At 67.8% G+C, this 21,615-nt stretch carries 60 protein-coding genes; 41 read left to right on the top strand and 19 right to left on the bottom strand.

The genetic code is table 11. From position 1 onward, the window contains the following. Positions 1-3: 3 nt before the first annotated feature. A complete protein-coding gene (locus BLW32_RS15645; protein WP_068742815.1) occupies positions 4-324 on the bottom strand; it encodes a hypothetical protein in 321 nt (106 codons plus the stop codon). A gap of 141 nt (positions 325-465) precedes the next feature. On the opposite strand from BLW32_RS15645, the gene BLW32_RS15640 reads away from it, so the two are divergent. From BLW32_RS15640 to BLW32_RS15560, 23 genes are all read left to right on the top strand, one after another. Continuing rightward, the gene (locus BLW32_RS15640; RefSeq protein WP_231857443.1) at positions 466-1,341 is read left to right on the top strand and encodes an ATP-grasp domain-containing protein; all 876 of its coding nucleotides are present in this window, start codon (positions 466-468) and stop codon (positions 1,339-1,341) included. A 113-nt stretch (positions 1,342-1,454) separates the two neighbouring features. Beyond that, the gene (locus BLW32_RS27905; protein ID WP_156486431.1) at positions 1,455-1,628 is read left to right on the top strand and encodes a hypothetical protein; all 174 of its coding nucleotides are present in this window, start codon (positions 1,455-1,457) and stop codon (positions 1,626-1,628) included. Then, positions 1,625-1,828, top strand: coding sequence for a hypothetical protein (locus BLW32_RS15635; RefSeq protein ID WP_068742816.1), 204 nt, complete (start codon positions 1,625-1,627; stop codon positions 1,826-1,828). The genes BLW32_RS27905 and BLW32_RS15635 overlap by 4 nt, the downstream gene beginning before the upstream one ends. Continuing rightward, the gene (locus tag BLW32_RS15630) at positions 1,821-2,276 is read left to right on the top strand and encodes a hypothetical protein (RefSeq protein ID WP_139286202.1); all 456 of its coding nucleotides are present in this window, start codon (positions 1,821-1,823) and stop codon (positions 2,274-2,276) included. The genes BLW32_RS15635 and BLW32_RS15630 overlap by 8 nt, the downstream gene beginning before the upstream one ends. 191 nt (positions 2,277-2,467) lie before the next feature. Continuing rightward, on the top strand, positions 2,468-2,992 hold the full coding sequence (locus tag BLW32_RS15625) for a ribonuclease HI (RefSeq protein WP_068742818.1): 525 nt from the start codon (positions 2,468-2,470) through the stop codon (positions 2,990-2,992). Positions 2,993-3,081: 89 nt separating this feature from the next. Continuing rightward, positions 3,082-3,321, top strand: coding sequence for a hypothetical protein (locus BLW32_RS15620; RefSeq protein WP_068742819.1), 240 nt, complete (start codon positions 3,082-3,084; stop codon positions 3,319-3,321). Further along, positions 3,318-3,644, top strand: a complete 327-nt coding sequence (locus tag BLW32_RS15615; protein ID WP_068742820.1) for a hypothetical protein — start codon at positions 3,318-3,320, stop codon at positions 3,642-3,644. The genes BLW32_RS15620 and BLW32_RS15615 overlap by 4 nt, the downstream gene beginning before the upstream one ends. Continuing rightward, positions 3,641-3,904, top strand: coding sequence for a hypothetical protein (locus tag BLW32_RS27140; RefSeq protein WP_139286201.1), 264 nt, complete (start codon positions 3,641-3,643; stop codon positions 3,902-3,904). Before BLW32_RS15615 ends, BLW32_RS27140 begins: the two co-directional genes overlap by 4 nt. Continuing rightward, on the top strand, positions 3,904-4,215 hold the full coding sequence (locus BLW32_RS15610; RefSeq protein WP_068742821.1) for a hypothetical protein: 312 nt from the start codon (positions 3,904-3,906) through the stop codon (positions 4,213-4,215). Before BLW32_RS27140 ends, BLW32_RS15610 begins: the two co-directional genes overlap by 1 nt. Positions 4,216-4,369: 154 nt before the next feature. Further along, entirely contained in the window at positions 4,370-4,525 is a 156-nt protein-coding gene (locus BLW32_RS27730) for a hypothetical protein (protein ID WP_156486432.1), read from the top strand. Beyond that, positions 4,522-4,785: a hypothetical protein gene (locus BLW32_RS15605; protein ID WP_068742822.1), complete on the top strand. Its 264-nt coding sequence runs from the start codon at positions 4,522-4,524 to the stop codon at positions 4,783-4,785. Before BLW32_RS27730 ends, BLW32_RS15605 begins: the two co-directional genes overlap by 4 nt. Positions 4,786-4,833: 48 nt before the next feature. After that, positions 4,834-5,163 carry a hypothetical protein gene (locus tag BLW32_RS15600; RefSeq protein ID WP_068742823.1) on the top strand — a complete coding sequence of 110 codons (330 nt, stop codon included), beginning with the start codon at positions 4,834-4,836 and terminating at the stop codon, positions 5,161-5,163. A gap of 22 nt (positions 5,164-5,185) precedes the next feature. Continuing rightward, on the top strand, positions 5,186-5,323 hold the full coding sequence (locus tag BLW32_RS27725) for a hypothetical protein (protein WP_156486433.1): 138 nt from the start codon (positions 5,186-5,188) through the stop codon (positions 5,321-5,323). Positions 5,324-5,359: 36 nt separating this feature from the next. Continuing rightward, positions 5,360-5,590: a hypothetical protein gene (locus BLW32_RS15595; RefSeq protein ID WP_068742824.1), complete on the top strand. Its 231-nt coding sequence runs from the start codon at positions 5,360-5,362 to the stop codon at positions 5,588-5,590. After that, a complete protein-coding gene (locus BLW32_RS27720) occupies positions 5,587-5,742 on the top strand; it encodes a hypothetical protein (protein WP_156486434.1) in 156 nt (51 codons plus the stop codon). The genes BLW32_RS15595 and BLW32_RS27720 overlap by 4 nt, the downstream gene beginning before the upstream one ends. Then, a complete protein-coding gene (locus tag BLW32_RS27135; protein ID WP_068742825.1) occupies positions 5,739-5,918 on the top strand; it encodes a hypothetical protein in 180 nt (59 codons plus the stop codon). The genes BLW32_RS27720 and BLW32_RS27135 overlap by 4 nt, the downstream gene beginning before the upstream one ends. Next, positions 5,915-6,403, top strand: coding sequence for a hypothetical protein (locus BLW32_RS15590; RefSeq protein ID WP_074850612.1), 489 nt, complete (start codon positions 5,915-5,917; stop codon positions 6,401-6,403). Before BLW32_RS27135 ends, BLW32_RS15590 begins: the two co-directional genes overlap by 4 nt. Positions 6,404-6,559: 156 nt before the next feature. Further along, positions 6,560-6,850: a hypothetical protein gene (locus BLW32_RS15585; protein WP_068742826.1), complete on the top strand. Its 291-nt coding sequence runs from the start codon at positions 6,560-6,562 to the stop codon at positions 6,848-6,850. Positions 6,851-6,988: 138 nt separating this feature from the next. Continuing rightward, positions 6,989-7,285, top strand: a complete 297-nt coding sequence (locus BLW32_RS15580; protein ID WP_068742827.1) for a hypothetical protein — start codon at positions 6,989-6,991, stop codon at positions 7,283-7,285. A 21-nt stretch (positions 7,286-7,306) separates the two neighbouring features. After that, on the top strand, positions 7,307-7,552 hold the full coding sequence (locus BLW32_RS15575) for a hypothetical protein (protein ID WP_068742828.1): 246 nt from the start codon (positions 7,307-7,309) through the stop codon (positions 7,550-7,552). 63 nt (positions 7,553-7,615) lie between these two features. Further along, complete coding sequence (locus tag BLW32_RS15570; protein WP_068742829.1) at positions 7,616-7,861, top strand: hypothetical protein; 246 nt, start codon at positions 7,616-7,618, stop codon at positions 7,859-7,861. 44 nt (positions 7,862-7,905) lie between these two features. Next, a complete protein-coding gene (locus tag BLW32_RS15565; protein ID WP_068742830.1) occupies positions 7,906-8,103 on the top strand; it encodes a hypothetical protein in 198 nt (65 codons plus the stop codon). Between the two features lie 10 nt (positions 8,104-8,113). After that, positions 8,114-8,485, top strand: coding sequence for a DUF7715 family protein (locus BLW32_RS15560; protein WP_068742831.1), 372 nt, complete (start codon positions 8,114-8,116; stop codon positions 8,483-8,485). A gap of 27 nt (positions 8,486-8,512) precedes the next feature. On the opposite strand, the gene BLW32_RS15555 is transcribed toward BLW32_RS15560, so the two are convergent. Both BLW32_RS15555 and BLW32_RS26765 read right to left on the bottom strand, forming a co-directional pair. After that, positions 8,513-8,695 carry a hypothetical protein gene (locus BLW32_RS15555; protein WP_068742832.1) on the bottom strand — a complete coding sequence of 61 codons (183 nt, stop codon included), beginning with the start codon at positions 8,693-8,695 and terminating at the stop codon, positions 8,513-8,515. Between the two features lie 91 nt (positions 8,696-8,786). Continuing rightward, on the bottom strand, positions 8,787-10,220 hold the full coding sequence (locus tag BLW32_RS26765) for a cytochrome P450 (protein ID WP_170181033.1): 1,434 nt from the start codon (positions 10,218-10,220) through the stop codon (positions 8,787-8,789). Between BLW32_RS26765 and BLW32_RS27715 the strand changes: the two genes are divergently transcribed. Further along, a complete protein-coding gene (locus tag BLW32_RS27715; RefSeq protein ID WP_068742834.1) occupies positions 10,206-11,204 on the top strand; it encodes a GAF domain-containing protein in 999 nt (332 codons plus the stop codon). The two genes, BLW32_RS26765 and BLW32_RS27715, sit on opposite strands and share 15 nt — an antisense overlap. 15 nt (positions 11,205-11,219) lie before the next feature. Here the strand turns inward: BLW32_RS27715 and BLW32_RS27710 are convergent, their stop codons facing one another. The 16 genes from BLW32_RS27710 to BLW32_RS15490 all read right to left on the bottom strand — a co-directional run bounded on the left by BLW32_RS27710 (position 11,220) and on the right by BLW32_RS15490 (position 15,243). Further along, a complete protein-coding gene (locus tag BLW32_RS27710; protein ID WP_156486437.1) occupies positions 11,220-11,396 on the bottom strand; it encodes a hypothetical protein in 177 nt (58 codons plus the stop codon). A 42-nt stretch (positions 11,397-11,438) separates the two neighbouring features. Further along, positions 11,439-11,672, bottom strand: coding sequence for a hypothetical protein (locus BLW32_RS15540; protein WP_068742835.1), 234 nt, complete (start codon positions 11,670-11,672; stop codon positions 11,439-11,441). Further along, positions 11,672-11,800: a hypothetical protein gene (locus BLW32_RS28360; RefSeq protein WP_269451245.1), complete on the bottom strand. Its 129-nt coding sequence runs from the start codon at positions 11,798-11,800 to the stop codon at positions 11,672-11,674. Before BLW32_RS28360 ends, BLW32_RS15540 begins: the two co-directional genes overlap by 1 nt. Positions 11,801-11,817: 17 nt before the next feature. Beyond that, on the bottom strand, positions 11,818-12,165 hold the full coding sequence (locus tag BLW32_RS15535; protein WP_068742836.1) for a hypothetical protein: 348 nt from the start codon (positions 12,163-12,165) through the stop codon (positions 11,818-11,820). Positions 12,166-12,191: 26 nt separating this feature from the next. Further along, on the bottom strand, positions 12,192-12,389 hold the full coding sequence (locus tag BLW32_RS15530) for a hypothetical protein (protein WP_139286200.1): 198 nt from the start codon (positions 12,387-12,389) through the stop codon (positions 12,192-12,194). Beyond that, on the bottom strand, positions 12,389-12,658 hold the full coding sequence (locus BLW32_RS15525) for a hypothetical protein (protein WP_068742838.1): 270 nt from the start codon (positions 12,656-12,658) through the stop codon (positions 12,389-12,391). Before BLW32_RS15525 ends, BLW32_RS15530 begins: the two co-directional genes overlap by 1 nt. A 28-nt stretch (positions 12,659-12,686) precedes the next feature. After that, positions 12,687-12,920 (bottom strand): hypothetical protein, encoded by a 234-nt coding sequence (locus BLW32_RS15520; RefSeq protein WP_068742839.1) that lies wholly within the window; start codon positions 12,918-12,920, stop codon positions 12,687-12,689. Then, positions 12,917-13,165, bottom strand: coding sequence for a hypothetical protein (locus BLW32_RS15515; RefSeq protein ID WP_068742840.1), 249 nt, complete (start codon positions 13,163-13,165; stop codon positions 12,917-12,919). The genes BLW32_RS15520 and BLW32_RS15515 overlap by 4 nt, the downstream gene beginning before the upstream one ends. Continuing rightward, on the bottom strand, positions 13,147-13,392 hold the full coding sequence (locus BLW32_RS15510; protein ID WP_074850610.1) for a hypothetical protein: 246 nt from the start codon (positions 13,390-13,392) through the stop codon (positions 13,147-13,149). The genes BLW32_RS15515 and BLW32_RS15510 overlap by 19 nt, the downstream gene beginning before the upstream one ends. Further along, entirely contained in the window at positions 13,392-13,553 is a 162-nt protein-coding gene (locus tag BLW32_RS27705; RefSeq protein WP_156486438.1) for a hypothetical protein, read from the bottom strand. The genes BLW32_RS15510 and BLW32_RS27705 overlap by 1 nt, the downstream gene beginning before the upstream one ends. 2 nt (positions 13,554-13,555) lie before the next feature. Next, on the bottom strand, positions 13,556-13,747 hold the full coding sequence (locus BLW32_RS15505; protein WP_068742841.1) for a hypothetical protein: 192 nt from the start codon (positions 13,745-13,747) through the stop codon (positions 13,556-13,558). Between the two features lie 166 nt (positions 13,748-13,913). Beyond that, positions 13,914-14,201 (bottom strand): hypothetical protein, encoded by a 288-nt coding sequence (locus BLW32_RS15500; protein ID WP_139286199.1) that lies wholly within the window; start codon positions 14,199-14,201, stop codon positions 13,914-13,916. A 5-nt stretch (positions 14,202-14,206) separates the two neighbouring features. Continuing rightward, positions 14,207-14,434: a hypothetical protein gene (locus tag BLW32_RS15495; protein WP_068742843.1), complete on the bottom strand. Its 228-nt coding sequence runs from the start codon at positions 14,432-14,434 to the stop codon at positions 14,207-14,209. Positions 14,435-14,530: 96 nt separating this feature from the next. Further along, positions 14,531-14,659 (bottom strand): hypothetical protein, encoded by a 129-nt coding sequence (locus BLW32_RS28355; RefSeq protein WP_269451246.1) that lies wholly within the window; start codon positions 14,657-14,659, stop codon positions 14,531-14,533. A 66-nt stretch (positions 14,660-14,725) separates the two neighbouring features. After that, a complete protein-coding gene (locus BLW32_RS27700) occupies positions 14,726-14,893 on the bottom strand; it encodes a hypothetical protein (protein ID WP_156486439.1) in 168 nt (55 codons plus the stop codon). A 92-nt stretch (positions 14,894-14,985) separates the two neighbouring features. Beyond that, positions 14,986-15,243, bottom strand: a complete 258-nt coding sequence (locus BLW32_RS15490) for a hypothetical protein (RefSeq protein WP_068742844.1) — start codon at positions 15,241-15,243, stop codon at positions 14,986-14,988. 224 nt (positions 15,244-15,467) lie between these two features. Here BLW32_RS15490 and BLW32_RS15485 point away from each other — a divergent pair, with 224 nt between their 5' ends. The 17 genes from BLW32_RS15485 to BLW32_RS15410 all read left to right on the top strand — a co-directional run bounded on the left by BLW32_RS15485 (position 15,468) and on the right by BLW32_RS15410 (position 21,425). After that, positions 15,468-15,905 (top strand): hypothetical protein, encoded by a 438-nt coding sequence (locus BLW32_RS15485; protein ID WP_074850607.1) that lies wholly within the window; start codon positions 15,468-15,470, stop codon positions 15,903-15,905. Next, the gene (locus tag BLW32_RS15480) at positions 15,902-16,261 is read left to right on the top strand and encodes a hypothetical protein (RefSeq protein WP_068742846.1); all 360 of its coding nucleotides are present in this window, start codon (positions 15,902-15,904) and stop codon (positions 16,259-16,261) included. The genes BLW32_RS15485 and BLW32_RS15480 overlap by 4 nt, the downstream gene beginning before the upstream one ends. After that, the gene (locus BLW32_RS15475) at positions 16,245-16,823 is read left to right on the top strand and encodes a hypothetical protein (protein ID WP_068742847.1); all 579 of its coding nucleotides are present in this window, start codon (positions 16,245-16,247) and stop codon (positions 16,821-16,823) included. The genes BLW32_RS15480 and BLW32_RS15475 overlap by 17 nt, the downstream gene beginning before the upstream one ends. Positions 16,824-16,910: 87 nt before the next feature. Beyond that, on the top strand, positions 16,911-17,405 hold the full coding sequence (locus tag BLW32_RS15470) for a hypothetical protein (protein ID WP_068742848.1): 495 nt from the start codon (positions 16,911-16,913) through the stop codon (positions 17,403-17,405). 18 nt (positions 17,406-17,423) lie between these two features. Further along, positions 17,424-18,278: a VOC family protein gene (locus BLW32_RS15465; RefSeq protein ID WP_068742849.1), complete on the top strand. Its 855-nt coding sequence runs from the start codon at positions 17,424-17,426 to the stop codon at positions 18,276-18,278. 79 nt (positions 18,279-18,357) lie between these two features. Further along, positions 18,358-18,636, top strand: coding sequence for a hypothetical protein (locus tag BLW32_RS15460; RefSeq protein WP_068742850.1), 279 nt, complete (start codon positions 18,358-18,360; stop codon positions 18,634-18,636). Then, the gene (locus tag BLW32_RS15455; RefSeq protein WP_139286198.1) at positions 18,633-18,830 is read left to right on the top strand and encodes a hypothetical protein; all 198 of its coding nucleotides are present in this window, start codon (positions 18,633-18,635) and stop codon (positions 18,828-18,830) included. The genes BLW32_RS15460 and BLW32_RS15455 overlap by 4 nt, the downstream gene beginning before the upstream one ends. Before the next feature lie 25 nt (positions 18,831-18,855). Beyond that, positions 18,856-19,092 carry a hypothetical protein gene (locus tag BLW32_RS15450; RefSeq protein ID WP_068742852.1) on the top strand — a complete coding sequence of 79 codons (237 nt, stop codon included), beginning with the start codon at positions 18,856-18,858 and terminating at the stop codon, positions 19,090-19,092. Positions 19,093-19,100: 8 nt separating this feature from the next. Further along, positions 19,101-19,361: a hypothetical protein gene (locus tag BLW32_RS15445; RefSeq protein WP_068742853.1), complete on the top strand. Its 261-nt coding sequence runs from the start codon at positions 19,101-19,103 to the stop codon at positions 19,359-19,361. Continuing rightward, entirely contained in the window at positions 19,354-19,578 is a 225-nt protein-coding gene (locus BLW32_RS15440) for a hypothetical protein (RefSeq protein ID WP_068742854.1), read from the top strand. The genes BLW32_RS15445 and BLW32_RS15440 overlap by 8 nt, the downstream gene beginning before the upstream one ends. A 26-nt stretch (positions 19,579-19,604) precedes the next feature. Then, positions 19,605-19,964 carry a hypothetical protein gene (locus BLW32_RS15435; protein ID WP_068742855.1) on the top strand — a complete coding sequence of 120 codons (360 nt, stop codon included), beginning with the start codon at positions 19,605-19,607 and terminating at the stop codon, positions 19,962-19,964. After that, positions 19,961-20,131: a hypothetical protein gene (locus BLW32_RS27695; RefSeq protein ID WP_156486440.1), complete on the top strand. Its 171-nt coding sequence runs from the start codon at positions 19,961-19,963 to the stop codon at positions 20,129-20,131. Before BLW32_RS15435 ends, BLW32_RS27695 begins: the two co-directional genes overlap by 4 nt. Beyond that, positions 20,131-20,358, top strand: coding sequence for a hypothetical protein (locus tag BLW32_RS15430; protein ID WP_068742856.1), 228 nt, complete (start codon positions 20,131-20,133; stop codon positions 20,356-20,358). The genes BLW32_RS27695 and BLW32_RS15430 overlap by 1 nt, the downstream gene beginning before the upstream one ends. Continuing rightward, the gene (locus BLW32_RS15425; protein WP_068742857.1) at positions 20,355-20,639 is read left to right on the top strand and encodes a hypothetical protein; all 285 of its coding nucleotides are present in this window, start codon (positions 20,355-20,357) and stop codon (positions 20,637-20,639) included. Before BLW32_RS15430 ends, BLW32_RS15425 begins: the two co-directional genes overlap by 4 nt. Next, positions 20,639-20,860, top strand: coding sequence for a hypothetical protein (locus BLW32_RS15420; RefSeq protein ID WP_068742858.1), 222 nt, complete (start codon positions 20,639-20,641; stop codon positions 20,858-20,860). The genes BLW32_RS15425 and BLW32_RS15420 overlap by 1 nt, the downstream gene beginning before the upstream one ends. Next, positions 20,857-21,138 carry a hypothetical protein gene (locus BLW32_RS15415; protein WP_068742859.1) on the top strand — a complete coding sequence of 94 codons (282 nt, stop codon included), beginning with the start codon at positions 20,857-20,859 and terminating at the stop codon, positions 21,136-21,138. Before BLW32_RS15420 ends, BLW32_RS15415 begins: the two co-directional genes overlap by 4 nt. Beyond that, positions 21,135-21,425: a hypothetical protein gene (locus tag BLW32_RS15410; protein ID WP_068742860.1), complete on the top strand. Its 291-nt coding sequence runs from the start codon at positions 21,135-21,137 to the stop codon at positions 21,423-21,425. Before BLW32_RS15415 ends, BLW32_RS15410 begins: the two co-directional genes overlap by 4 nt. Positions 21,426-21,615: the final 190 nt, after the last annotated feature.

Genomic DNA, 21,615 nt, shown 5'->3' with positions numbered 1-21,615 from the left:
CGTTCAGGCGGCGGTGCTGGCGGACCTCTCAACGATCCATGCGACGAGGGCACGCAGCGCAGGACGGCCCGCGAGGTCGTCGTCATCCTGAGGCACCGACGGGATGTGGCTCCTGACGACCTCCTCGGCGAGCCCGTAGGCGTCGCTGGGTTTCCCTTCGCTCAGCTGGGTGGTCTCGGGTGATCTCGGGCCGCGGTAGATGGTCGCGACCGCCCTGGCTGCGCCGTCGTCGATGAGGGCATCCGACTCCACCCATTGCCGCACCTGGCGTTCGAGCTCGTCCGGTGTGGCCTCGGGGGCCTCGATCGCGGGAATGGAGGGCATGACTTCTCCTGGCGTTGAAGGTGATGGGGACTTTCGCACCGGCGCCGGCGGGCCTCGCGCCACGGCGCGCCCTGCGTCATCGGGCACGGGCAGAGGTGCGACTGTGGCCGCACCGGAACCGATCTCGCCGAAGGAGCCGTCGTGAACCCGTGGAGCGTACCGCGCACGCCGACGCCCGATTCAGTCACTGACCAGCACGTGTCGCGTCCTCGCGTCACCGTTGTGAGTCATCAGTCGTGGCGCGCCGACGAGCTGGCCCAGGTGGCGGATGTCCGCCTCGACCTCGGCTTCGATCTCGAGGCCGCGGCCGATCCGGAGACGGTCCTCTGGTGCCCCGGGGGATGGGCAGCCGCGGCCGTGGTGCGCTACCCCCGCCTGCGGCTGGCATCCGCTGGGCCCGACTGGCTCGGGCGCCGGCGCACATCGAACCTCGGACGACGGGTGTGGGCGCGGACGGCAGCCGAGCTCGCCGTCGGCGCGGATGCAGGCGGCTCCCCGGTGTTCGCCAAGCTGCCCGAGACGAAACACGACCGCTTCCCGGCCGAAGTGCGCGCAGCGGATCAGCTCGCACACGACGCGAGCTTGCTGCCCGTCGACGAACCGATCCAGATGCAGACCCCCGTTGTGTTCTCGCACGAGGTCCGCTGCTGGGTGCTCGATGGCCGGGTTGTCGCGCACTCGGAGTACTTTCCGGACGCGCCCCGAGAGCACTGGCCGAGCCTTGAGGACGCGACACGTGCAGATCAAGCGGTCTCGTGGCTGCAGTCGGTGCTGCCCGAAGAGCAGCCGGCGCCACCCGCTTTCGTCGTCGATGTCGGTCTGTCTCCGGGACCGGGCGGCGCACGGTGGCTGATCCTCGAAGCGAACGCCGCGTGGTCGTCCGACTGGTACAACGCCGCCGATCTGCCGGCGGTGCTCGAGACCATGGCGCGCAGTCAGCGCGACGTGCCGGCCGAGTGGAGGTGGCGTCCGAGCCCGCTCCTGAATCGCCAGGCCGCGGGGCTCCTTCGACGATGACTGCGCGCGAGATGGTTGCCGCGGCCGAGTCGGTCGACTAATCTCCAAAATAGAGACTGTCGACGGATGGAGGAAGCCGTGCTCGAGGATCCCCGTGCGCCCCTGGTGGCGCGGTGACTCGCCCGACGCGCTGCGTGTGCGGGCACCGATCGCCGAGCCACGCGCTGCACCTCCGGCACGCCCACACCTGCTCCGAAGAGCGGGCCCGCGCCAGTGCGTTCATCGCGGCGGTGGGATCCGACGACTTCACCAGCTACTTCGACACCTACCCCGAGGAGGTCCGATGAACAGTCCGCTGATCCCGGCCCAGGACATCATCGACGTCGCCGATGCGCTCCGGCAGATCCGGGTCCCCGAGGGGGAGCAGCTCGTCGTGGAGGTCACCGAGTCGGGCATCACGGCGGTCACCGTCGACCGCGACGGCCGCCGCGCGGCCGGCTACGGCACGCGCAGGTTCACCCCGGTGCAGGAGGTGCGCCGTGGCTGACCCGCGGTCGCTGAAGGTGACCGCAGAACCACCACTCGACGTGCTGATCGCTGGCGTACTGCAGAGGCACCCGTTCGTGGATGTCGGCCCTGCGAGTCCGCGGTGCGGCGGCTGTGCCTGGTCCACCCCGAAGAACGAAGACGCGCAGATGGCTCACTACTTGCACCAGGCCGCGGTCCTTACCGCGTCGGACAACTTGATCGTCGCGCGCCGGCCCGACCCTCTCGAGCGGGAGGACGAGGAGATCGCCGACAGCTGGGATCGCGAGGGCGGATACAGCGTGACCGTGTGGGATCAGCATCCCGGTGAGGTGCAGATGGCCTACAACTTCGAGCCCTCGGAACCCCTGACTCCACGTGAAGCGGCTGCCCTGGGCCTGTCGCTCGTCGCGGCGGCACGTCGCGCGGTACCAGTGCTCGTCGGGCGCCCAGTGGGGAGCTGCTCATGACCGGCCGGCGGACCGCAGCGGTCGCGAGGACCGCTGCACTCTGCTGTGCCTCAGCCGCTGTCGGCGCCGCCGTATCCGCTGTCGTCGTGGAGCGTCGCGTCCGCGTCCGCACCAGCGGTGAGGCACCTACTGAACCGGCCGCTCCGAAGGTCCCAGCACCCGCGCCGGAACGCAGGCCGCGCAAGACGCCTGTGAAGCCCTCGGAGTCCGACGCACTCTCGCAGTCGAGGCCCTGGCTTCGGGTCGGAACCGATGCCTCGCTCGGCGCACCGGGGAAGGGGAGCGGCGTCGGCTACATCGCCGACACCGGGGAGCACGGCTCGAAGTTCTGCCGCCACGTCAACGACACCACGACCGCCGAGCTTCTCGCAGTCCGAATGGCGGTCCAGGAGCTGCTCCAGGCCGGAACTGGGCCGGCCCGGAACCTCCACGTGCTCACGGACTCGCGCGCGGTCATCCGGCTGCTCGACAACCCTCGTCGGGCCGCACCGACGCTGCAGCGCCACGTCCAGGAGCTCGTGGACCTCCGCGCCGCCGGGCGCCTGGAGATCACCTGGGTCCGAGGACACTCGGGCCACCCGCTCAACGAGGGAGCCGATCGACTCTCCCGCGACGTGCGGCGAGCTAAGCAGTGGGGGAGCGGGTCCCGTCTGCGAGTGCAGGAGAACATCGTCGCCGAGACCCTCGCGGCGCTGAACACCAACCAGAGTGCCTGACCGGGCCGCGCCGCACCTGACGCGCCGCAGCGGCCTCTGTGACATCGACGAGCCCATGCTCAGCACCACTACGACACCAGGAGTGCACAATGCCCGACATCAGCATGGCTAACACCGTCGCCTACGCCCAGCAAGGCCTGGTCACCGAGGATGGGGCGTTCCTCGTCGCCTTGGTGACCCGCGACGAGCCGGGCTACACCCCGACCACGTACACCTTCCGCGACCTCGACGACGCACTCGACTGCGCGACGACCATCAACACCCGCCGCGGCTTCAGTGGCGACCAGGTGCGCGAGATCGTCGCTTCGTCCTTCCGGCCCGGTCGATGAGCGCCTACGAAGCAGCGGTGCACGAGCTGGGCCTCGAGCCTCGCGGCCCGGAGGCCCGGCTCAGCGCACATCTCGCGGAACAGGACACGGATCTGATCGCGCGCCTGGTGCACCTGCGCGAGGCCGCCGGCATCACCCGCGAGAGCCTCGCCCAGGCATGGGCGGTACCGGTCGGCGTGATCGAGGAGTTCGAGGCGCCCGGCGCCGACCCTCGCCTGTCGATGGTCCGGCACTACGCCGCGGCGATCGGCGCGCGCTACAGCCACCGGGTCGAACTGGACGCCGACGTGCACCCTTCACACATCAAGGAGTCTGAACGATGAACCAGTACCCCGAACGGCGCCCGAGAAGTAGCCGCGGGCAAGGACTCGTGCAGGGAACCGGGCCACTTGCCCCGATCCTCCGGATCTCGCTACAGGTGTTCGCGCTCGCGCTGACCTCCCTGCTGGTGATGCTGGTTCTCGGGCACCTGACCCCCTTCCACCCCGGATACGTCGAGACCGCAGGCTACGTGGGTGCCGCTCAACTGGTGTACGTGATGCTGCTCTTCACCCGGGCCCTCTTCTTCAGCGAGGTGACCTAGTGCCTGAGATTGGGGACCGGCTCACCGCCAGCGAAGCCGCGGCGCTCGACAAGCCCGTCCCGGCCGACGTCGTGCTCGTGTGGGGCACGGACTGGGACGGCAATTTCACCCCCCGCGCCCTTCGAAAAGGCTACGGCGCAGCCCTCATCGGTGAACTCGGGAAGCGCTTCGACGTGCGTGGTCCCGAAGCACTGCTCTGTGTGGAGTGTGACGACGTCCTGTTCGTACCCGCCGCCGGCCAGATGACACTGCGCTACCAGCAGCACCTGTCCCGCGCGCATGGCATCAGCGCACCGCTCTTGCCGCAATAACGCCAGCTGTCGAACTTGCGGTGCGCCTGGGCAAGTCGCACGCCCTGCTCCGCGCCGGCCGCGGACGAGCAAGGTGCCGCACCGCGCCGTCGTCGTCAGCGCGTGCTCGACAGGGGGACGGTCGGGCTGTCCAACCACGACGAAAGAGAGCACCATGGCCAACGACAACAACGACTCGATCGAGCAGCTGCCGGACTTCGGCGACGCGCCCGGAACGCACGGGGAGCTGGTCGAGCTGCCGCTCCGACAGCGTGAGGACCTCAGCAGCTTCGCCCGGGACTTGCTCCACAAGCTGGACGACGTGGCGTGAGCCACGCGCGGGCCAGTGCATTGTCCGAGCGGGTCTGGGAGGTCCCCACGCTGCACGTCGGCGGAGCACTGCCCGATCCGGTCGAGTACCCCGACTACGCGGGCGCTGACGACGCCTGTGGCGATTCCTCGGATCACCACCGCCGACAATGCTGCCTGGCGGTCAACCATCCTGGAGACCTCCACGCGGCGGCCACGCGGTCCGGTGTCATCGTCGCGATCTGGGAAGAGGAGGAGTCGTCGTGGTTGCTGGACTGGTGACCGCGCCGTCCCCGAGTCGGAAGCGACCCGAGGGGTACAACGACAGCCGTGAGCAACTCCAGCGAAGTCCCGTACCTCACCCGCGAGCTGAGCGACGACCCGGGCAGGGTGAATATGACCCGCGTCCGGGCGGACTTCCACCTGTCCGACCAGCGGGCCCTCTACCTGTCCGAACAGGACGCATGGGCCTTCCCTCTCGGCAACGATACCGAGGCGCTCCATCTGTTCGGCCCGCTGTACCAAGCGGCCGGCACCGCCGAGAAGTTCGCCATCGTCGGCGAGCTTGAGAACTTCACCACCGGGGCGAAGTACGTGGGATACGCCGATCCCGGCGACATCTCCGCCTGGATCAAGGCGACCACCCTCTTCGAGGCCTAAGCGAAACGGGAGAAGCAACCGCATGGACATCCAGTTCGACTGCGGAGTGACCGCGAAGGGCATCGGCGAGCCCATCTTGGCCTTCCGGCACCACCTCACGCTCTGCGAGGACTCGGCCTGTCGCGCCGACGTCGAGGCCGAACTCGCCAAGATCCGCTGACCGACCACTACCTGACCACCTCAAGGAGAACAGCACATGTCCGGACGGCTCAACTACACCCCCTACGACGCCAACGGCGCCGGTGTCAGCGTGCTGGCCCCGGGCGATCCCAACTACCGCGAGGACGCCGAGAGCTTCGGTGTCGAGGACCCGGCCGGGGAGTTCATCGTCGGCATCGGCGACGACTACCCCGACGTCGTGCTCACCGGCGACCGCGACCAGCTCATCAACGTCTTCCGCGAAGCCCTGAAGAAGCTTGGCGCATGAGTACCTTCAAGCCCTACATCGACCCGGCCACCGGCGAGTGGGTCGGCGAGCACGAGACCCGGGATGCCGAAGGCGAGGTCCATCGCCGCACCGAGTGGTTCGAGTCCGAACAGCAGGCAGCCGACTTCGCACGCACAGGCGCCAGCGCATGACCGCGCCCTCAGTGCGCCTGGCCGAAGGGCAATCCGTCCGCGTCCACGTGCGCGGCCACGATCACACGGGAGAAGTCGTCTCCGCGACGCGCTCTCGTGTCACGGTCAGCTATGTCAACCAGTTCGGCGAGGAACGTCTGATCAAGCTCCCTGTCGGAGAGGTGGTCGCGCTGTGAACGATGTCGAATCTTCTTCCACGTCTGATCCGGACGAGTTGGGGTTGGCCGACTGGCACTACCCCGAAGATCCGCGATTCGAAGAAGCCCGGGCGAGGCAAGAGGAGCTTCTCGTTCAGCTCGGGTGGGAGTGCGTAGCGGCGGCCCAAATCGTCGAGCGGCTGTCGGGTGCGACTGTGCTGCCCGACGGAACTCGCGTGCATGGGATCAGACACATCGGTTTCCCCGATGCGGGTCGCATGGCACTGGCTCTGGCGGAGGTTGTGCGCTGGCCGTACGGGCTTGGAAACTCCGACGAACTGATCGGATTCCTCGTCCGGGAGCTCTCTAAGGTGATGAAGCCGGGAGATGTCCGCTTCCCCTGGCTGTGCGACTCTGAGTTCGCGCTTGATGTCGTGGGACTGGTGTCCGCCAGCGACCTCATCTCCAGACGTGCCAACCGGTCAGATCCTTCTCTGGCCGCAGTGCGAGGAGAGCGTGCATGAGAGCCCCGAACCTCTCATCGAGTCCTGTCAGGCAGTGGAGGGACACCTCCACGAGATCGCCTTCGACGGCGGGTGATGCGTCAGGAACGCCGACGGAGGAACGATCGGCGGCCGGCACAGCGACCGCGCCATCATCGTCGTGAGTCGGATCTGACCGTGGCCGACTACACCGTGGGCGAACGCCGGTACGTGATGTTCGAGGTCGACCTGGACGAGGACGCGCCCTTCGAGGACCAGGACGACGCGACGATGCGCTGGTTCACCGCCGTGTACCTCGGTGAACGTCCCTGGGGGCGGAAGAAGACCCTGGCAGGTACGTGGGTCGGTGACGGTCTCGAACGGTGGACCTACGAGACCTGTGAACTGCACATCGGAGAGCGAACCGACGTGGTGCTCGATTGCGAGGGCCTGGAGGTTCCCTACGACCGATCGGCGATGCACCCGTGAACCCGCCGATCGAAGACCCGAACCGCCAGCCGCGGCGCCCGGAGATCACCGTCACCGACCGCAGCGCGCCGTCGACCGCACCCTCAACACCTACCTGGCCCGGTGGCACCCGGCCGCCGGCCAATCCTGAGGAGAACCATGACCTACACCGCGATCCCCCTCGCTGGCGACAGCGACAGCGACCTCCGCCGCTATGCCGACCAGTACGCCGACACCGAGTACGCCACGGGTGACCCATCGGCGACCAACTCGCGCAGTGCGGGCCGAGCAGCGCGCGTCCTGATCGGATACCCCGGCAGTGGGTCCGGCGAAGAGCGCATCACGGACCTCATCGCCGACCTGCTGCATCTGGCCGACGCCGTCGAAGCGCGCGGCGTCGACGTGGTCGCTACGGCGACCCGCCGCTACGAGGAAGAGCTCGAAGGCGACTTCTGAACGTCCGGATAGGAGACCACCATGCAGATCCCCGAATCGGCCATCGCCCCGTCGACGGCAGAGCTCGACGTCTGGAAGTACATCGTCGCGCTCAAGGACGACGACTGGGAGGACTGGGACGCGATCCCGCGGGACTCGAGGTTCAACGGCGCCCGCCGAGGCTCCGTCGGCCGCTGGAACCTGCGCGGCCTCGACGGCGCTCCGGTCGACTGGAGCTACGCCGACGACGAGGTCGTGGTGCTCGAGGTGCTGGACGTGCCTGCGTGATCCGCGCCGATGTCCGGCCCGCGGCGTCGGCCGACGCACACTGAACCCGACGAGAGGACCGAGATGAGCCACTTCGTGTTCGCGGAGCAGCGGGCGGATCCGCGCGAGCTCCACCTGCAGCGCTACGACAACCTGCCGGAGGCCCTCCGCCAGGCCAGCGCCTGCGAGCGAGACGGTCTCGCGATCACAGGCATCTTCGTCTTGCCGGCCGCGACAGACCTGGAAGCGCTCAAGGCGCGCATCAGGACGGAGTTCGTCGATGCGGACGTCGACGCCGCCGAGCGACTCCTGTACTCGCTCGCCGACTGACCCACACCAGCTTCGCACCACCACATCCACCCAGAGGAGGCTTCATGCCCACCTTCATCGCCTTCTGGCGCGACGGCACGACCAAGGAGCTCGAAGGCACGGACGAAGCCGACGCCATGAACAAGGCCGGCTACGGGCGTGGCGCGCTCGCCGCCCTCGACTTCATCGGCAAAGGGCCGGAGGGGGAGTGGATCTACGACCCCGAAGCCCTGACCTGGAACCGCGCGCGCAGCAACAGCTGAGGAGCCCGACATGCACATACTCACCATCTCCGACCGCACCTTCGACCCCCGCGACTTCACCTGGGGCCAGCCGGGAGAGCTAGCCTTTCCCGGGATGGTCTGCTGCAACCGCGACAGCTGCGGTTGCAGCCGCGCGTTCTCCGGGGCGATCACCCACAAGGCCAGCACCGTGCTCGAGGTCGAGGACTCCGCGCTCACACGAAGCGAGGTCCTGACCGCGTGCCGCGACTCGATGCAGGACGCCGGATGGACGTTCCTCACCGACAGCGACATCGCCCAGATCGCGGACACCGCCCTCGACGCGGCCGCCGTGTTCACCCCCGGGACGTTGGTCCGACCGCGCTGCACAGGGGACGACGAATGGACCTTCGCGCCCGTGTGATGCGCTACCGGGTGCGAGGGGCTGGGGCTACCTTCGGCCGGCCGCCGTCTCGCACGCTTCCTGGGCGTTGCTGGCCTCGAGGTGATCCGCCCAGGCCTGCAGGCCGTGCCAGTTCTCGGTATCGCCCTGAAGCTGGTGCTCGCCTTCGACAGCGCCGAGGATCAGCAGCTCGCCGTCGTCGTAGGCCCCGACCACCGTGTACATCGTCATCTACCGGCCCTCTCTCGTTCGCCGGCGCTCTCGGCTCGGCTCGCGAAGAAGTTACGCCTACGCAGGGCCTGAACGCCGCGGGCGACGCGACCTACGCTGCCTGACCCGACCGGGGCCTCCCCGTTGGCCGGCCGAGCGTGACCGGGAGCTGGCGAACCTGGCGGAAGACGACGCTGCGCCTCCACTCGAGATCGGCGCGGTCGACGTCCAACGCGATGTCCGGGTACCGCGTCAGCAGCGCGGTGATCGCGGCTCGGGCCTCTGCCCGTGCCAGATGCGACCCCACGCAGTAGTGGATCCCGTATCCGAAGCTCATGTGCGGGTTCGGATGGCGTCCAGCGTCGAACTGCGCCGGCTCCGTGACCCTCGCCGGATCCAGGTTCGCCCCCAGAAGTGAGACCATCACCCAGTCGCCGGCCGCGATGGTGACCCCCTCCAGCTCGACGGCCTCGGAGGTGTACCGCAGCGTCGTGACCGGAAGCGGCGGGTCCAGGCGCGCCGTCTCCTCGATGAGGCTGTCGAGCGCCGCTACGTCACCGGCGGTGATCTTGCGCCGCAGCTCGGGGGAGTCCACGACGCGCAGCGCCGCGTGGGCAATGAGGCTGGAGGTCGTCTCGTGGCCGGCGATAACGAGAAGCGTCGCAGTCGACACCGCCTCGAAGAACGAGATCTCACGTCTGCGCACCGCCTGCGCGAGCTGCCTCAGAAGCCCGTCACCTTGACCGAGGATCACACCGAGCAGCAGCGGCGGAACCAGGAGACGGAGGAAGGTGCCGGTGGCGGCGCGGAGCTCGGACCGCTCGGCGACCAGGACATCACCGAGAACCTCGCTCGCGCGGCCGAGGCGCGCCGCGTGCTTGTCCGGAAGCCCGAGGATCCCGCAGATCACCGACATGGGGAGCGGGAACGCCAGCTTCGAGACGACGTCCGCGGGGCGGGTCACGTCCAGCGCGTCGACGAGTGCCTCAGCTCGACGGACGATCTCGGGTGTGAGACCGCGAACTGCCTTCTGCGTGAACGGGCCCGCAGCGACGTGCCGCAGGCGCGTGTGGTCCGCACCGTCGACGGACAGCATGTGCGAGACGGTGACACCGGAGGCCCACCGCTGGAGGCGACGTAGAAGCCCCCGCAGGCCGCCTGCGGCGCGGCCACCGCCGGCGGTCATAGACGACCGGGACTTCTCGAAGCGCGAATCGGCGAGCACGGATTGGCCGGCTCGGTGCCCCACGATGAACCAGCCGGCAGTGCCGTTGCCAGACTCGAATCGGTGAATCGGACCCTGCCTCAGTAGACCAGCGACGACGGCGTGTGGGTTGGTGAAGTACTCGTCGTTCAGCCGCACCGTCACGATCCGCGCCGGTGTCTGACCGGATTCTTCCACTATGTCGACCTCTCGGCGTGTGCTGCTCGCATTCTGGTGGATCTCACCGAAACGAACGTTCATGCTTGATCTGCTATACCAAGGCTTGCACGTAGGTGTCCGATTGTCGATGACTGCGGAGGTTCCGAGATGGCTAAGACCCACGAGTGGCTGTTGATCGAAACCCTCGACGAGCGCACGGAGCCCACGGTCATTGCGCAAGGCTCCCGCGTGCGCAAGATGGTCCCGCTGCACGTGATCTTCGACCGGAACCCGAAACGCCTGGTGCAGGTGTCCGAGGCGGTCCGCCAGGTGGCAGCCACCGGTACCACCGTAGTCGAGCCCGCTGGCGACCTGGTGTTCGTCGCCGAGCCCGCGGCTCTCCACAACGGAAGAGTTCACGGGGTGTGGGTCCGCTTCGGACCGCCCGGTGAAGCGGCGCCGCCGAGGAACCGGACCTGGGGATTCGTGTGGAACCTGACGCGTGGGATCGCGAACAAGAGCAAGGGGCTGTTGCCCGACGACAGCGAAGAGACGACCTGGTCGATCGCTGAGGCGTACGCGGTCCTGGCGAACCGGCCCGACGCCGTCGAGACAATGGCGAAGGTGATCAACGCGGACCCCGGAACCACACATCAAGCGACGTGGAATCAGCGCCGTGAGGAAGGACCGGAGCACGCGGTCAACTTCGCGGTGCGCATCCTCGAGGAGCGAAACGCCGACGGCAAAATGGATCGGATCCTCCGGGGGATCTCCAACGACCTCGGCCCGGCTAAGCCAGACGAGCCAAGCACCCGGCGCCCGATCCTCCTGGCCGAGCTGATCGCCGCCGCCGAAGCCGCCGAAGGTGAGTACCGCGCGGTTGTCGACCCTCGAACTCTGCGGCTGATCGACTGGTACGGAGATCCCATGCCGGAGCTGGCTTGGAGGTACGAGCCCGGAGATCCGGAGCTGGTCCACCCTGACGACCGTGCCCGCGCGCTCGAGATGATGACTCTTCTCGGGAAGCAGAGCCGAATCGAGATGGACGTGCGTTTGCGGCTGGAGTCCGGCGACTACGGGGTCTTCCACGCCGTCGGAAAGCTGATGGTCCTCGACAACCGAACCAACGCCGCCCTGGTCGCGCTGACGCGACCCTCCGACTCCTGACCGGTGCTCCGACAGCTAGGAGAGGATGTCCTTGCGCTCCAGCAGGAATTCTTCGCCGGTCCGGGCGTCGCTCACCCGGTGCACGCGAACCCCGGCGGATTCCGCGGGCAGTGCGAGAACCTCGCCGACACGGTGTTCGGCGTTGGCGACGTAGTCGACCTTGGTGCCGGCCGGCAGTTCTTCGGAACTCATGCTGTTCAACCTTTCTGGGACGCGACACGTGCTGGTAGAGGACTATGCGGCTTCGACGAAGGTGATGATCCGGTGCGGACCCGCCGACTCGTTGCCGACGAGGAACCCGGTGCCGAGCTCGCCGGTGTAGGGGTGCCGGTGCACGCCCAGCTCGGCTTCCGCGGCCTGCACCGAACGTTCGAAGAGCTCGGTTGCGTCCACGACGCTGAGACCCCGCCGGCCGCCGGCCGCGGGCGCTCCGTCGGCGCCGCGGCCGAAGATGCTGACGCCGGCCATCAGCTGTACGCCTTGTCCACGTCGTCGATCTCGAAGCCGTCGTTGCGCTGGATCCGCTCGACGGCGATGGCTCGGGCTTCGTCTTCGTCGTCGGCGTCGATCTGCATGACGATCTCGTAGGTGGGCATGGTCGGATCCTTTCGAGTCATCGGAGCTTCAGGCTGAACGGGCCGTTGGGTGGACCCTCGATGATGTCGCGGAGGTCACCGACGCTGCGGATGTTGCTGGCCAGCGCCCAGAGGTTCTCCGGGTAGGCCTCGTCGTCGACCTCGAAGTCGAGGAGCTCGAACCCGCGCGAGTTGTAGAGCCCGTTGATGGAGAGTCCGTCGCTGCACCAGTCAAGCGTCAGCGCCGCAGCCTCGGGGTGGTACTTGGCGAGGACCGCGCGGAGCAGACGCCCCGAGAGCTCGTCGATGGTGGCGCCGACAGCCTCGCCGGCGATCGCCCTCTCGAGCAGCCTGGAGAGCTCCGGCGCGTCAGTGTTCTCGTACATGGGTGCTCCTTCTCGCACAAGGGACATCAGCTGTTGTGGCAGATGACGCAGAATCCACCTGTGTCGGTGGTGAGCAGGTGCGTGCCCTCTGCGATGCAGGTCTCGACGTCGGGATCTTGCTCGCCGCAGAGGTTGCAGTAGGCGTCGTCATCCATGCTCTGCATGTGGGTGCCCTGCGCGCGACAGTCGTCGATGCGGATGTGCTCGCTCGAGAATCGGGGCATCAGCTCCCCCTGGGCCATTCGGTGACGCGCGCGATCTCCCCGGCATCGCGGGCCTCGCGGATGCTGTCCCACTCGTCGACCTCCGAGGCATCCGCGTCGACGACGCGGTAGACGCCGAGAAGATCGAACTCGTCTCCGCAGTACGACGCGTCGTACTGCTCGTTGAAGCCGTCCGCGCACGCCAGCCGTGCCGCGGCCTCGGTCTCCGCGTAGTAGACGCGTTCTTCGTGGTCGTCGCCGGCCAGGTGGAAGATCAGCTCTTCGGGCATGTGGTGCTCCTTCGTGTGGTGCGTCGGTCTAGCTGTCGCGAAGCCAGGCCTCAGCGGCTGCCTTCGCTTCGGATGCTGTGCTCGCCTTGCCAGATGCGAATCCGAGCGGGGTCCGCCACTCGTCCTCGGAGCCGGCCTCCCAGCGCCACTCGCCGTCGGCGCGGGGCATCACACGCGCCCACGGGAGTTCGTCCTCTGCCTCGGCCTCGAGGGAGAAGCCGGAGCCGTTTTGCCGCCAGAGCTCGAACTCCAGGCCGTTCACTGCGCGGGCCTCCAGGCTTCAACCGCTGCCTTGGCAGCGCCCTCGGTGGCAGTGACGCCGCTCTCGGCCTCCCACTGCTCGATGCCGTCGGAGGCGACAATGGTCCAGGTCCAGGCTCCCGTATCGTCGGATCCGATCTCGCCCCAGTGCAGGGCGTCTGCCGTGCTGGGGAGGTGGTCGTACCGCTGGTCTCCGGGGTAGTCGTTGATTGGGATCCAGGTATCGCTCACGTTGTGGGTCTCCATGTCTCGACGGCGGCCTTTGCTGCAGCTTCGGTAGCGGCGACACCTGACGTAACCGTTCGGAGCGTCTCGACGCCGTCGGTAACCGCGAAGATCTCCCAGCCCCACGGTCCACCTTCGAAGGAGGCGGCAGCGATCTCGCCGAAGTACGAGACCTCGGGAGTGCCCGGGATGCCCTCGTATCGCTGGTCGCCGGGGTAGCCGTTGATCGGGATCCAGGTATCGCCCATCAGAAGCCGCCGACCTCGAGGTATGCGCCGGTACCCCGCATGTCGGTCCCGCCGTTGATCGGTTCGATCTCGACCAGGCACAGCCCGCCTTCGTCCATAGCGACGGTGTCCTCTTCGAGGGTGTCGAGCCAACGCCGGAGCTCGTTGATGCTGATCGCCATCTCTAGCCGCCGTTCACGCTCAGGTGGCCGACGGTGCCGCCGTTGATGTCCAGCAGATACCGGCGATCCTTCTCGTGGTCGTTGAAGTGGCCGTTGGCGAAGTCTCCGGCGACCATCCGCAGGATGCGCGCGATCTCACCACCGAAGTCATCCTGGAACGCGGCGTTAGAGGTGTCGAACTCGATCCTGATCATGGGGCTGTCTCCTCCTTGGTGGTGCGGGTGCCGGTGCCGGGCCCGATAGGGCCCGGCTTGAAGGGATCGCGAGGGAACCCCTCTTCAGTGGTGCATCGGGGACAGGTGACGTCGCCGCCCCAGGGCCCGCCGTGGCGCTCGCATTCCATCTGCCTAGTGATCGCCATCAGTGCGCACCGCCGCACCGGCATTCAGCGGCGACCGCGCGGTCCGTATCCGTGCGGTCGATCAGTCGCGAGATGTTGTAGATGAACCCGCCGGCGTGCACCGTGACGTCATCGCGGTCCCAGCAGCGCTTGTCTTTCATCCCGCGCGCGGACCCGGAGGCCGAGATGTTCGGGTGAACGCTGTGCCGTAGACCTGTGGAGCTGTCCTCGATCCACGCGATTCCGGTCCGAGCGTCGCGCACCAGCTGCTTGTGCGGCCCGAGCTCGCGGACCTTCTCCGTCGCCATGGCGGTCACGCGGCCGTGCGGGCGACGACGGCGATGTGCGGATTCCGCGCGCGGAGGTCGATCGTGATGTAGCCGGAGTCGATGTCCTTCGCGAGGTCCGTCTCGGTGACGGAGACGGCGGCGATCCGCGCCGCTCGTGGGACGGCGTCGGCCGCGAGGTCGGTGGCGGTGGCGAAGTCGCCGGTGTGCTGCCCGCGGCCGTCGACGAGGAGGGTGTATCGGATGCTGGTCATGGCCGTGGAAGGTAGGCGCTTCAGCGCGCGTGGAAGGCGTGCGGCGCGACGTGAGACGGAGCCTTGAGAGATGCTCGGCCTCTGCTCGATCACTGGCTACTCACCGAAGAGGTGAGCTTCGTAGCGCGCCTCTGCGTCGTCGATCGACCTGTTGCGTGCTTCCTCGCGGTCCTCGAGGACCTGCTCGTAGTCGGGCTCGTCGCGGTAGGTGCCGGTGCTGGACATGGGACTCTCCTTCGTCGTGGATGAAGCGTGCGGGGTGTCTTGGCGGTGCCTGAACGAGAGGCGCGCTCACGCCTCGACGTAGCGGTCGGTGACGCCGGTGCAGCGCCCCTCGACCTCGTCGACGGTCTCGCCGGCGGCGGCCTTCAGCAGGGCCTCGTCGCGAGTGTCTGCCTCGACGGTGTACTCGACCCGGTACTGGCGGGTCTCGATGACCTCGAAGGTGAACGTGGGCATGGGGATCCTCTCGTCGGGGATTGACTGGGGTGTGGGCGGCGGCTTGAGGGCGCGGCTGGCGGAGTGCGGGAGCGGCGTCCCGGGGCGTCGGGTCAGACCAGCGACCCGTACCCGAAGACCTCGAGGGCCTCCTGCCAGCTTCCGAACGTCCGGTCGGTGTCCCAGGAGGCGTCGGGGCCGTAGTCGCTTGACGCGTACTCCCAGGCGCCGCGTCCGGTCTCGCACACCGCGACGAGGACGCCGTCTTCGTCGTCCCAGACGCGCACCTCGGTGGCGTCGTCCTCGCGGTGGAACTCGGAGGTGATGTCGTCGTCGCCGCGGCAGAACTGCAGGCGGTCGGCCTTGGCCATGTCGGTCTCCGTTCTCGACTTTGTGGAGCGGCGCGAACATCACAGCTACGCCATCGCCACTGCTCTTCACGCGACCGTAACCCGCGACTGTCAGGGCAGAAGTGCGCGGCGCGGACACGCGGAGTTGGAGGTGTTGCCGGGGCGTAGCGGTCCGTGTACTCTCCAAAATAGAGATTGCATGACTGCCTTACCGTCTCGCCGACCAACCACGCAGGAGAGCCTCCATGGACGACAACGCACCCGCGTGCACCAACTGCAAGGCCCGGCCTCGACTTCCCGGGCCCGACGGCTTCTCCGCACACTGCCGCACCTGCTGGTCCCTGTTCGCTCGCGCCCCCTACTGCCACCATTCCCGGTGCGATTCCGTCCCCAACGGCACGCGTACCGAGCTCGTGAACGGACCGTTCGCCGCGGCGGGCGCCCCGGCCCACTACCGCTGCCCGAACGGGCACGACCACGGAGACCTCGCCGGCTGGGAGAAGGACTCCGGCCGAATGCACGGGCTCCAGGACGCGCTGGAGGCCGAAGTGAACCCCTCTCACCGCCGTGTTCTCGATACGCGGATCGCGAATGCGCGGCGTGGGACGCCCGGAGGCGACGCCTACCTCTCGGCGGTCGGGACGATCCTCGGGGCCGGCACTCGCAAGGATCCGGCCGCATGAGGTTCGTCGCCGACACCACCAGCGGCACGCGCATCCGCGCGCCCTTCCACGTCACTGACGCGAAGCTGCTCATCCGTGGCGGCCGTCCGGCCGACGTCTTCCACGTCACCATCGACGCTCGCTTCCGCGACGGCATCCCCGAGTCGTGGGTGATCGAGTCCCGCGGACGGTACCGCGACTGCGACGAGACCTTCGTCGACGTCGCCGAGTTCAACCCGCAGGAGTCCGCATCCCCGGAACTCGAGGTGCACTCGCGGGTTCCTCTCCATGCACAGGCCCTGTTCGACGCGGTCGCCGCCGGCGCCGCGAACCTCCATGATCGCTCGAAGGGAACAACCGATGTCCACGCAGCTTGAGGACCTCCTCCACCTCCAGATCCGCGACGACGACCGTCGCCTGGTCAAGACCCGCCGCGGCTGCAGCGCGGCGGCGCGGGAGTTGGACCGGTGCGCGGACGCGTTGCACCGCCTCCTCGGCTCAGAGCGCGTGCGTCTGGTGGATGACTCGGCCGTTCGCTGGAACCGGACGACCCGCGAGGTGCTCGACCTGGCGCGCGCCGCGGTGAACCGTGTGCCGTACGCCAAGAAGCAGCAGATCATGTGCGCTCTGACGGCCGCCGCCGCTGCGGAGCGGCGCGTCACGGAGCTGACCGCCGCGCTGATGCGAATGGAGACCCGCCACGTCCTTCGAGGCGGGTGGTGGCGCTTCTACGCGGAGGAGGACAACACCCTGCACACGAGCGACGAGTGCGCGCGGCTGCGTCTGCGTCGCGGCCACGCGCAGCTCGTACCGGACCTCTCCGGTACCGACGCGTACGAGCTGCGACGCACCGCGTCGGTCGAGCATCTCTGCCCCGGATGCTTCTCGACATCCGCGCTCCGGACCCGCAAGCCCCGCGGGCTCCAGGACGCGGCCTGAGACATCGATGCCCGGCGCGAAGCGACCAACCCAGGATCCCCGCGCCGGGCATCGGTTCCACCTTACGACCCCCGAAAAGGACGCGACATGAAGCCGATCGAAGAGCGTTGCCGGCAGCTCCGGTTCCGTGCATTCCCCACACCGGACACCCTTCCTGCCCTCTACGCGCGTTGCCTGCCGCTTCTCACCGCCGGCCGCTCCTTCACCCGAATCGAGTACTACGACCCGGAAGGCTCCGGTGACGGCGTCGGGCTGATGGTCGCGAGCGGCCTTCGCCTGGATGCCCGAAACGGCCTCCCGGACCAGCTCCGTCCCGGGGCGGGGAGCTTCGGCTTCCCGCTCAGTCGCGTCTATTCGTTCGCGGTCCACAGCTGCGCCCCTCCGGGCACCGTCACCGACGAAGCCACAGCTGCGTCCCGGTTCCACGCGCGAGAACGTGACTCCGCTCAGCTGCTGGTCAACGGCATTGGCGAGGGCAGTGAGGACTACCTCGAGTTCACCTACCGCAACGACCGTGGCGTCGTCAGCGTCACCCGCCTTCAGCTCGAGGATCGTGACGCGGTCCTCTCGCCGGATCTCTGAACCGAAGGAGTCACCCCCGTGTTCGAGCGCTTCACCGACCGAGCCCGCCGCGTCATCGTTCTTGCGCAGGAGCATGCGCGCTTGTTCAAGAGTCGCGAGATCCACAGCGCTCACCTGCTGCTGGCCCTGATCAGCGAGGAACACGGGATCGCGGCAAGGGCCCTCGCCCTCGCAGGCGTCAACGGCATCAATGCGCACGATGCAGCTACCGAGACCCTCGGCGTCGGCGATGCGACGCCGAGCGGCTTCATCCCGTTCACCCCGAGCTCGAAGAAGGTCCTCGAGCTCGCCCTGCGTGAATCGCTGGGACTCGGACACCGGCATATCGGTACCGAACATCTGCTGCTCGGGCTGATTCGTGAAGGGACCGGTTCAGGCGTGCAGGTCCTCGAGGTGCTGGGTACTGACCGGGCCGCGCTGCGCAAGACCACATGCGCGCTGATCACCAATGAGTCGGCGACTATCGAGAGCGACCGGACGGTCGCGTACAGGGTCGAGCCGGAGATCTCGAGCCCTGCGGGCCCCGCTCTCACCCAGATCACCGTGCACGTCAACGACCTCGAGCACTCGCGACGGTTCTACACCGCCGCGGGCCTCGAACTCGCCGAACCCGAGCATCCGCTGGGGATCACATGCGCCGGCGCCATGCTCGCGCCCGGCGTGTGCCTGTTCCTCGTCCAGCGGGCCGACGCTGTCGAGCCGTCAGCGGGTATCAGCCTCCGGCTCCTCGTGGACAGCATCGGGCCTGCGGTAGCCGCGCTCGAAGGACTCGGTGAGGCGAAAGGCATCGACTGCCCGGGCGGCACCTGGGCGTTCACGGACCCGGATGGCAACACCGTCGTTCTCGTGCCGCGCTACGGCGTCGCTGCCTGAACGGGCGCGCCGTCCGCTCGTCTGCGTCGCGGCGCGCGGTACAACCCTGTCCTGTCCAACGCGAGCACGAAGGAGATCGATGCGCACCGGGTACAGCCGCGGCAACGTGACGCTGACCGTCGAGGAGTTCGCCGACTCGTCGACGGTCACCTTCACGATCACGCGCACCGCACCACTGACCGACGACGAGGTGCGGCGCGTCAACGCCGAGCTCGCCGACTACCCGGCCGCGCACGGCGCGCAGCTGGAACGTGTGCTTGTCGACACGGACGAGTGGCAGGTGCGCAGCCGGGGACTGGCGGTGGCACTCGATCACGGAGACCCGCTCGCCGAACTGCGATGGGAGGCGCGCGCATGAGCGACAGCCTTGCCCGTGACGTCTTCCAGAAGCAGTTCGCGGCGCTCAACGCCCAGATCGCCGAGAAGGGCGCGCTCATCGAGGACGTCGACGACCCCACCTGGCGTGGAGTGGATCCCGAGATCATGGGCGCCGACTTCATGCGCATCTACGAGGGCATGACCTCCGCGGGATACGCCCGCGGCTGGCTCTGACCCGCGAAACCGAACAGGAGACGCTGTGCACGCACTGTCACTGGAGTCCAACAGCATCGAGTGGACCGGAACCTTCCATCTGGCTGTCGCCTTCGTCGCCCAGGACCTGCTCCGGGATGGCGCGGGCGTTCGTGTCCTCGTGCGCACTGAGGCTGAGGGCGAACTGGACGGCTCACTCACGACCGCCGACACGACTCACCTCGTGATCGCAGGACGGCGAGTCAAGATCGCCGACAACATCACCGGGTTCTACGTCGACTAGGAGCAGAAATGGCCGAGATCAGCTTCGAAGGCGCCCCCGGCGATTCCATCGCAGGAGCACTCCGGTTCGCTGCTGGGTTCGCCGCCCGGCAGCTACTCAACGAGGAAGTGCCGGTAGACGCGGTCGTCACCTGGTCGCAGGGCGGGCAGTTCCGTGGCCGGCTCACCGACCAGCTCGACACCACCATCACCGTCGGCGACCGCGAGATCGAACTGAACTCGCTCCAGGCGATCGAGTTCTACCCGCCCGAGGAGGCCTCCCATGGCTGACACACAGACCGACATCCGCAGCGCTCTCGAACTCGTCGGCGTCGAGGTGCCGGCCGACGTCACGGTGATCCTCGACGACGCCGGCAACGGCCGGACCGGGAGCTTCCACCGCATCAGCCTCGGGCAGCTCGAAGCCGCCCTCAACGAGCACCGCTCGGTGACGGGTGAGGAGCTCGGCGACATCGACGACTTCGAGCGCGAGCTCGGCTGGTACTGACCGAAACATCGACAGGAGGAGTATTCGTGCCCACCCCCACTGAAGCCGTCAGCAGGTTCGTCGTCGCTCGCGGCGGGCTCGTCCTCGACACTCCGGCCGGCGCCGATCTGCCCGACCTCGTCGTTCGCACCGAAGACGATGTCCTCGTATTCGTCACGATCACAGCGGCGGACTTCACGGTCACGCCGGAAGCTGTTCTCCAGCTACGCGGCGCTGCCGTCAACTGGGTCGCAGACCACATGGACGAGCTGCTGTGGATGCCCAACGACCAGGCATCCGCACGGACCTGGCTCGCCGAACACGCGGGCGACACCCGTCTCATCCGTTGCGATGCCGCCACCGTCGTTGACGGTGGCGTCACGGACTACCAGGCGGGCGTGGCATGAGTAGCATCTACGACGAAGCGCAGACTCTGGCCGACGGTCACGGGGGAACCTGGAGCAGCCATCCGGGCTGGCCCTTGGAGGACTGGCGCTACGCGGTGCAGAACGACGACACCCGCCTCGGGTACTGGGAGTGGATCGTCGACGAGATGCGCGCGGAGGAGGGCTGATGGCCGCACTGCAGTGGCAGGCGTTCGGCGTCGTCGACGGGTACGCCTCGACCGTGTTCGCCGTGCGCGACACCGAGGCCTCCGCGGTCGAGGACGCCCGGGCCGCGCTCGGAACCCACATCGCCGCCGAGGTCCACCGCCGAACGCAGGGCCCGGACAACCACATCGACCTCGAGCGGATCCACACCTTTACCGCCGAGCCCCAGAACAGAGGAGACGCTGCATGACCGCGAAGACCTACACCGTCAGCATCGAGGTCGACACCAAGGAATACCCATACGGCGGTGGCGAGTTCGCCGGCTGGTTGAAGGGATTCAGTACCCTCGACAGCGCCACCGACCACGCGCGCAACATCCTCGGGGCACTCCTGGGAGCCGTGCGTCTCGACTCCCGGTACAGCCGAGACGGCGTTGTGCCGGATCTTCCCGACACCGCGAAGGTCGTCAAAACGTGGGTGCACACCTACATCGACGGATCCCTTACACCGAACAGTCGAGAGTTCAGCTGATGCCAGATAAGGACCAGTGGCAGGCCATCTGCCCGCTCGGCGAGTCGCGAGCGCATGTGTGCCCGATCCGCGACACCGAAGACGAGGCCCTGGAAGACGCACACGCCGCCGCCCAGAAGTACGGCAAGGCAGAGGTGTATCTCCACGAGATCGGCAGCATCGGCTGGCGAGAGCTGAAGCTCAAATTCACCGTCACGGCACCAGAAGGAGAAGCTGCATGAGCGACTGGAAGTGGGAAGCGGAGATCGGGGTCCAATACGCCGGTCCCGCCTACGTCACCAACATCGGAGGTCTCGGAGTCTTCGGTACCGAGACCGAGGCGGAGTCCGCAGCGCGGAAGATCATCGGCGGCACCGTCGGCGACTACCGCAAGAACGAGATGGCGGATCCGTACGCCGAAGCCATAGCGGTCCCTGACACCGCTATCGTCACCGGCGCAACTCTGCAGCGGTTCAACGACGACGGCATCGACTGGGACAGCCAACGGGATCTCCCGTGATCGTGTGGAAGTGGGACGCGGAGCTCGGCGCCAGCCGTGGGGGAGCTGTCTTCAACGTCGGCAGGATCGGCCCGTTCACCTCGGACGCTGACGCCGAAGCCGGCGCGCGTGCAGTCTTCCGATGCTCCGTCGACGCGTTGCGCGAGCGCCCAGACTATGTCGAGCACCGAAGTACGGTCGAAGGGTGGGGAGTCACCGGTGACTACCGCGTCACCGGTGCGACGATACAGCGCTGGCACGGGCCCGGCCGACAGGTCGACTGGGACGGCCGGAGGGACATTCGCTGAGCGAGGAGACGCCCTACCCGTCTGGACATCTGCAGCCCCAGTAGGCCCTAATGCTCGCGCCTGTTCACGGCTTCACGCGGTACACGCTCCGCGGCGCCGTGTGTGACGAATCGCGCGCGAACGAGATCCGGTGAGCAACGCGCCACACACGCTCGAGGACCCAGCGGCGTGATGTCCTGCCGCAGTCACG

Source organism: Tsukamurella tyrosinosolvens, assembly GCF_900104775.1.
Classification (GTDB): Bacteria; Actinomycetota; Actinomycetes; order Mycobacteriales; family Mycobacteriaceae; genus Tsukamurella; species Tsukamurella tyrosinosolvens.
This window is presented reverse-complemented; position numbering and strand designations above follow the sequence as displayed.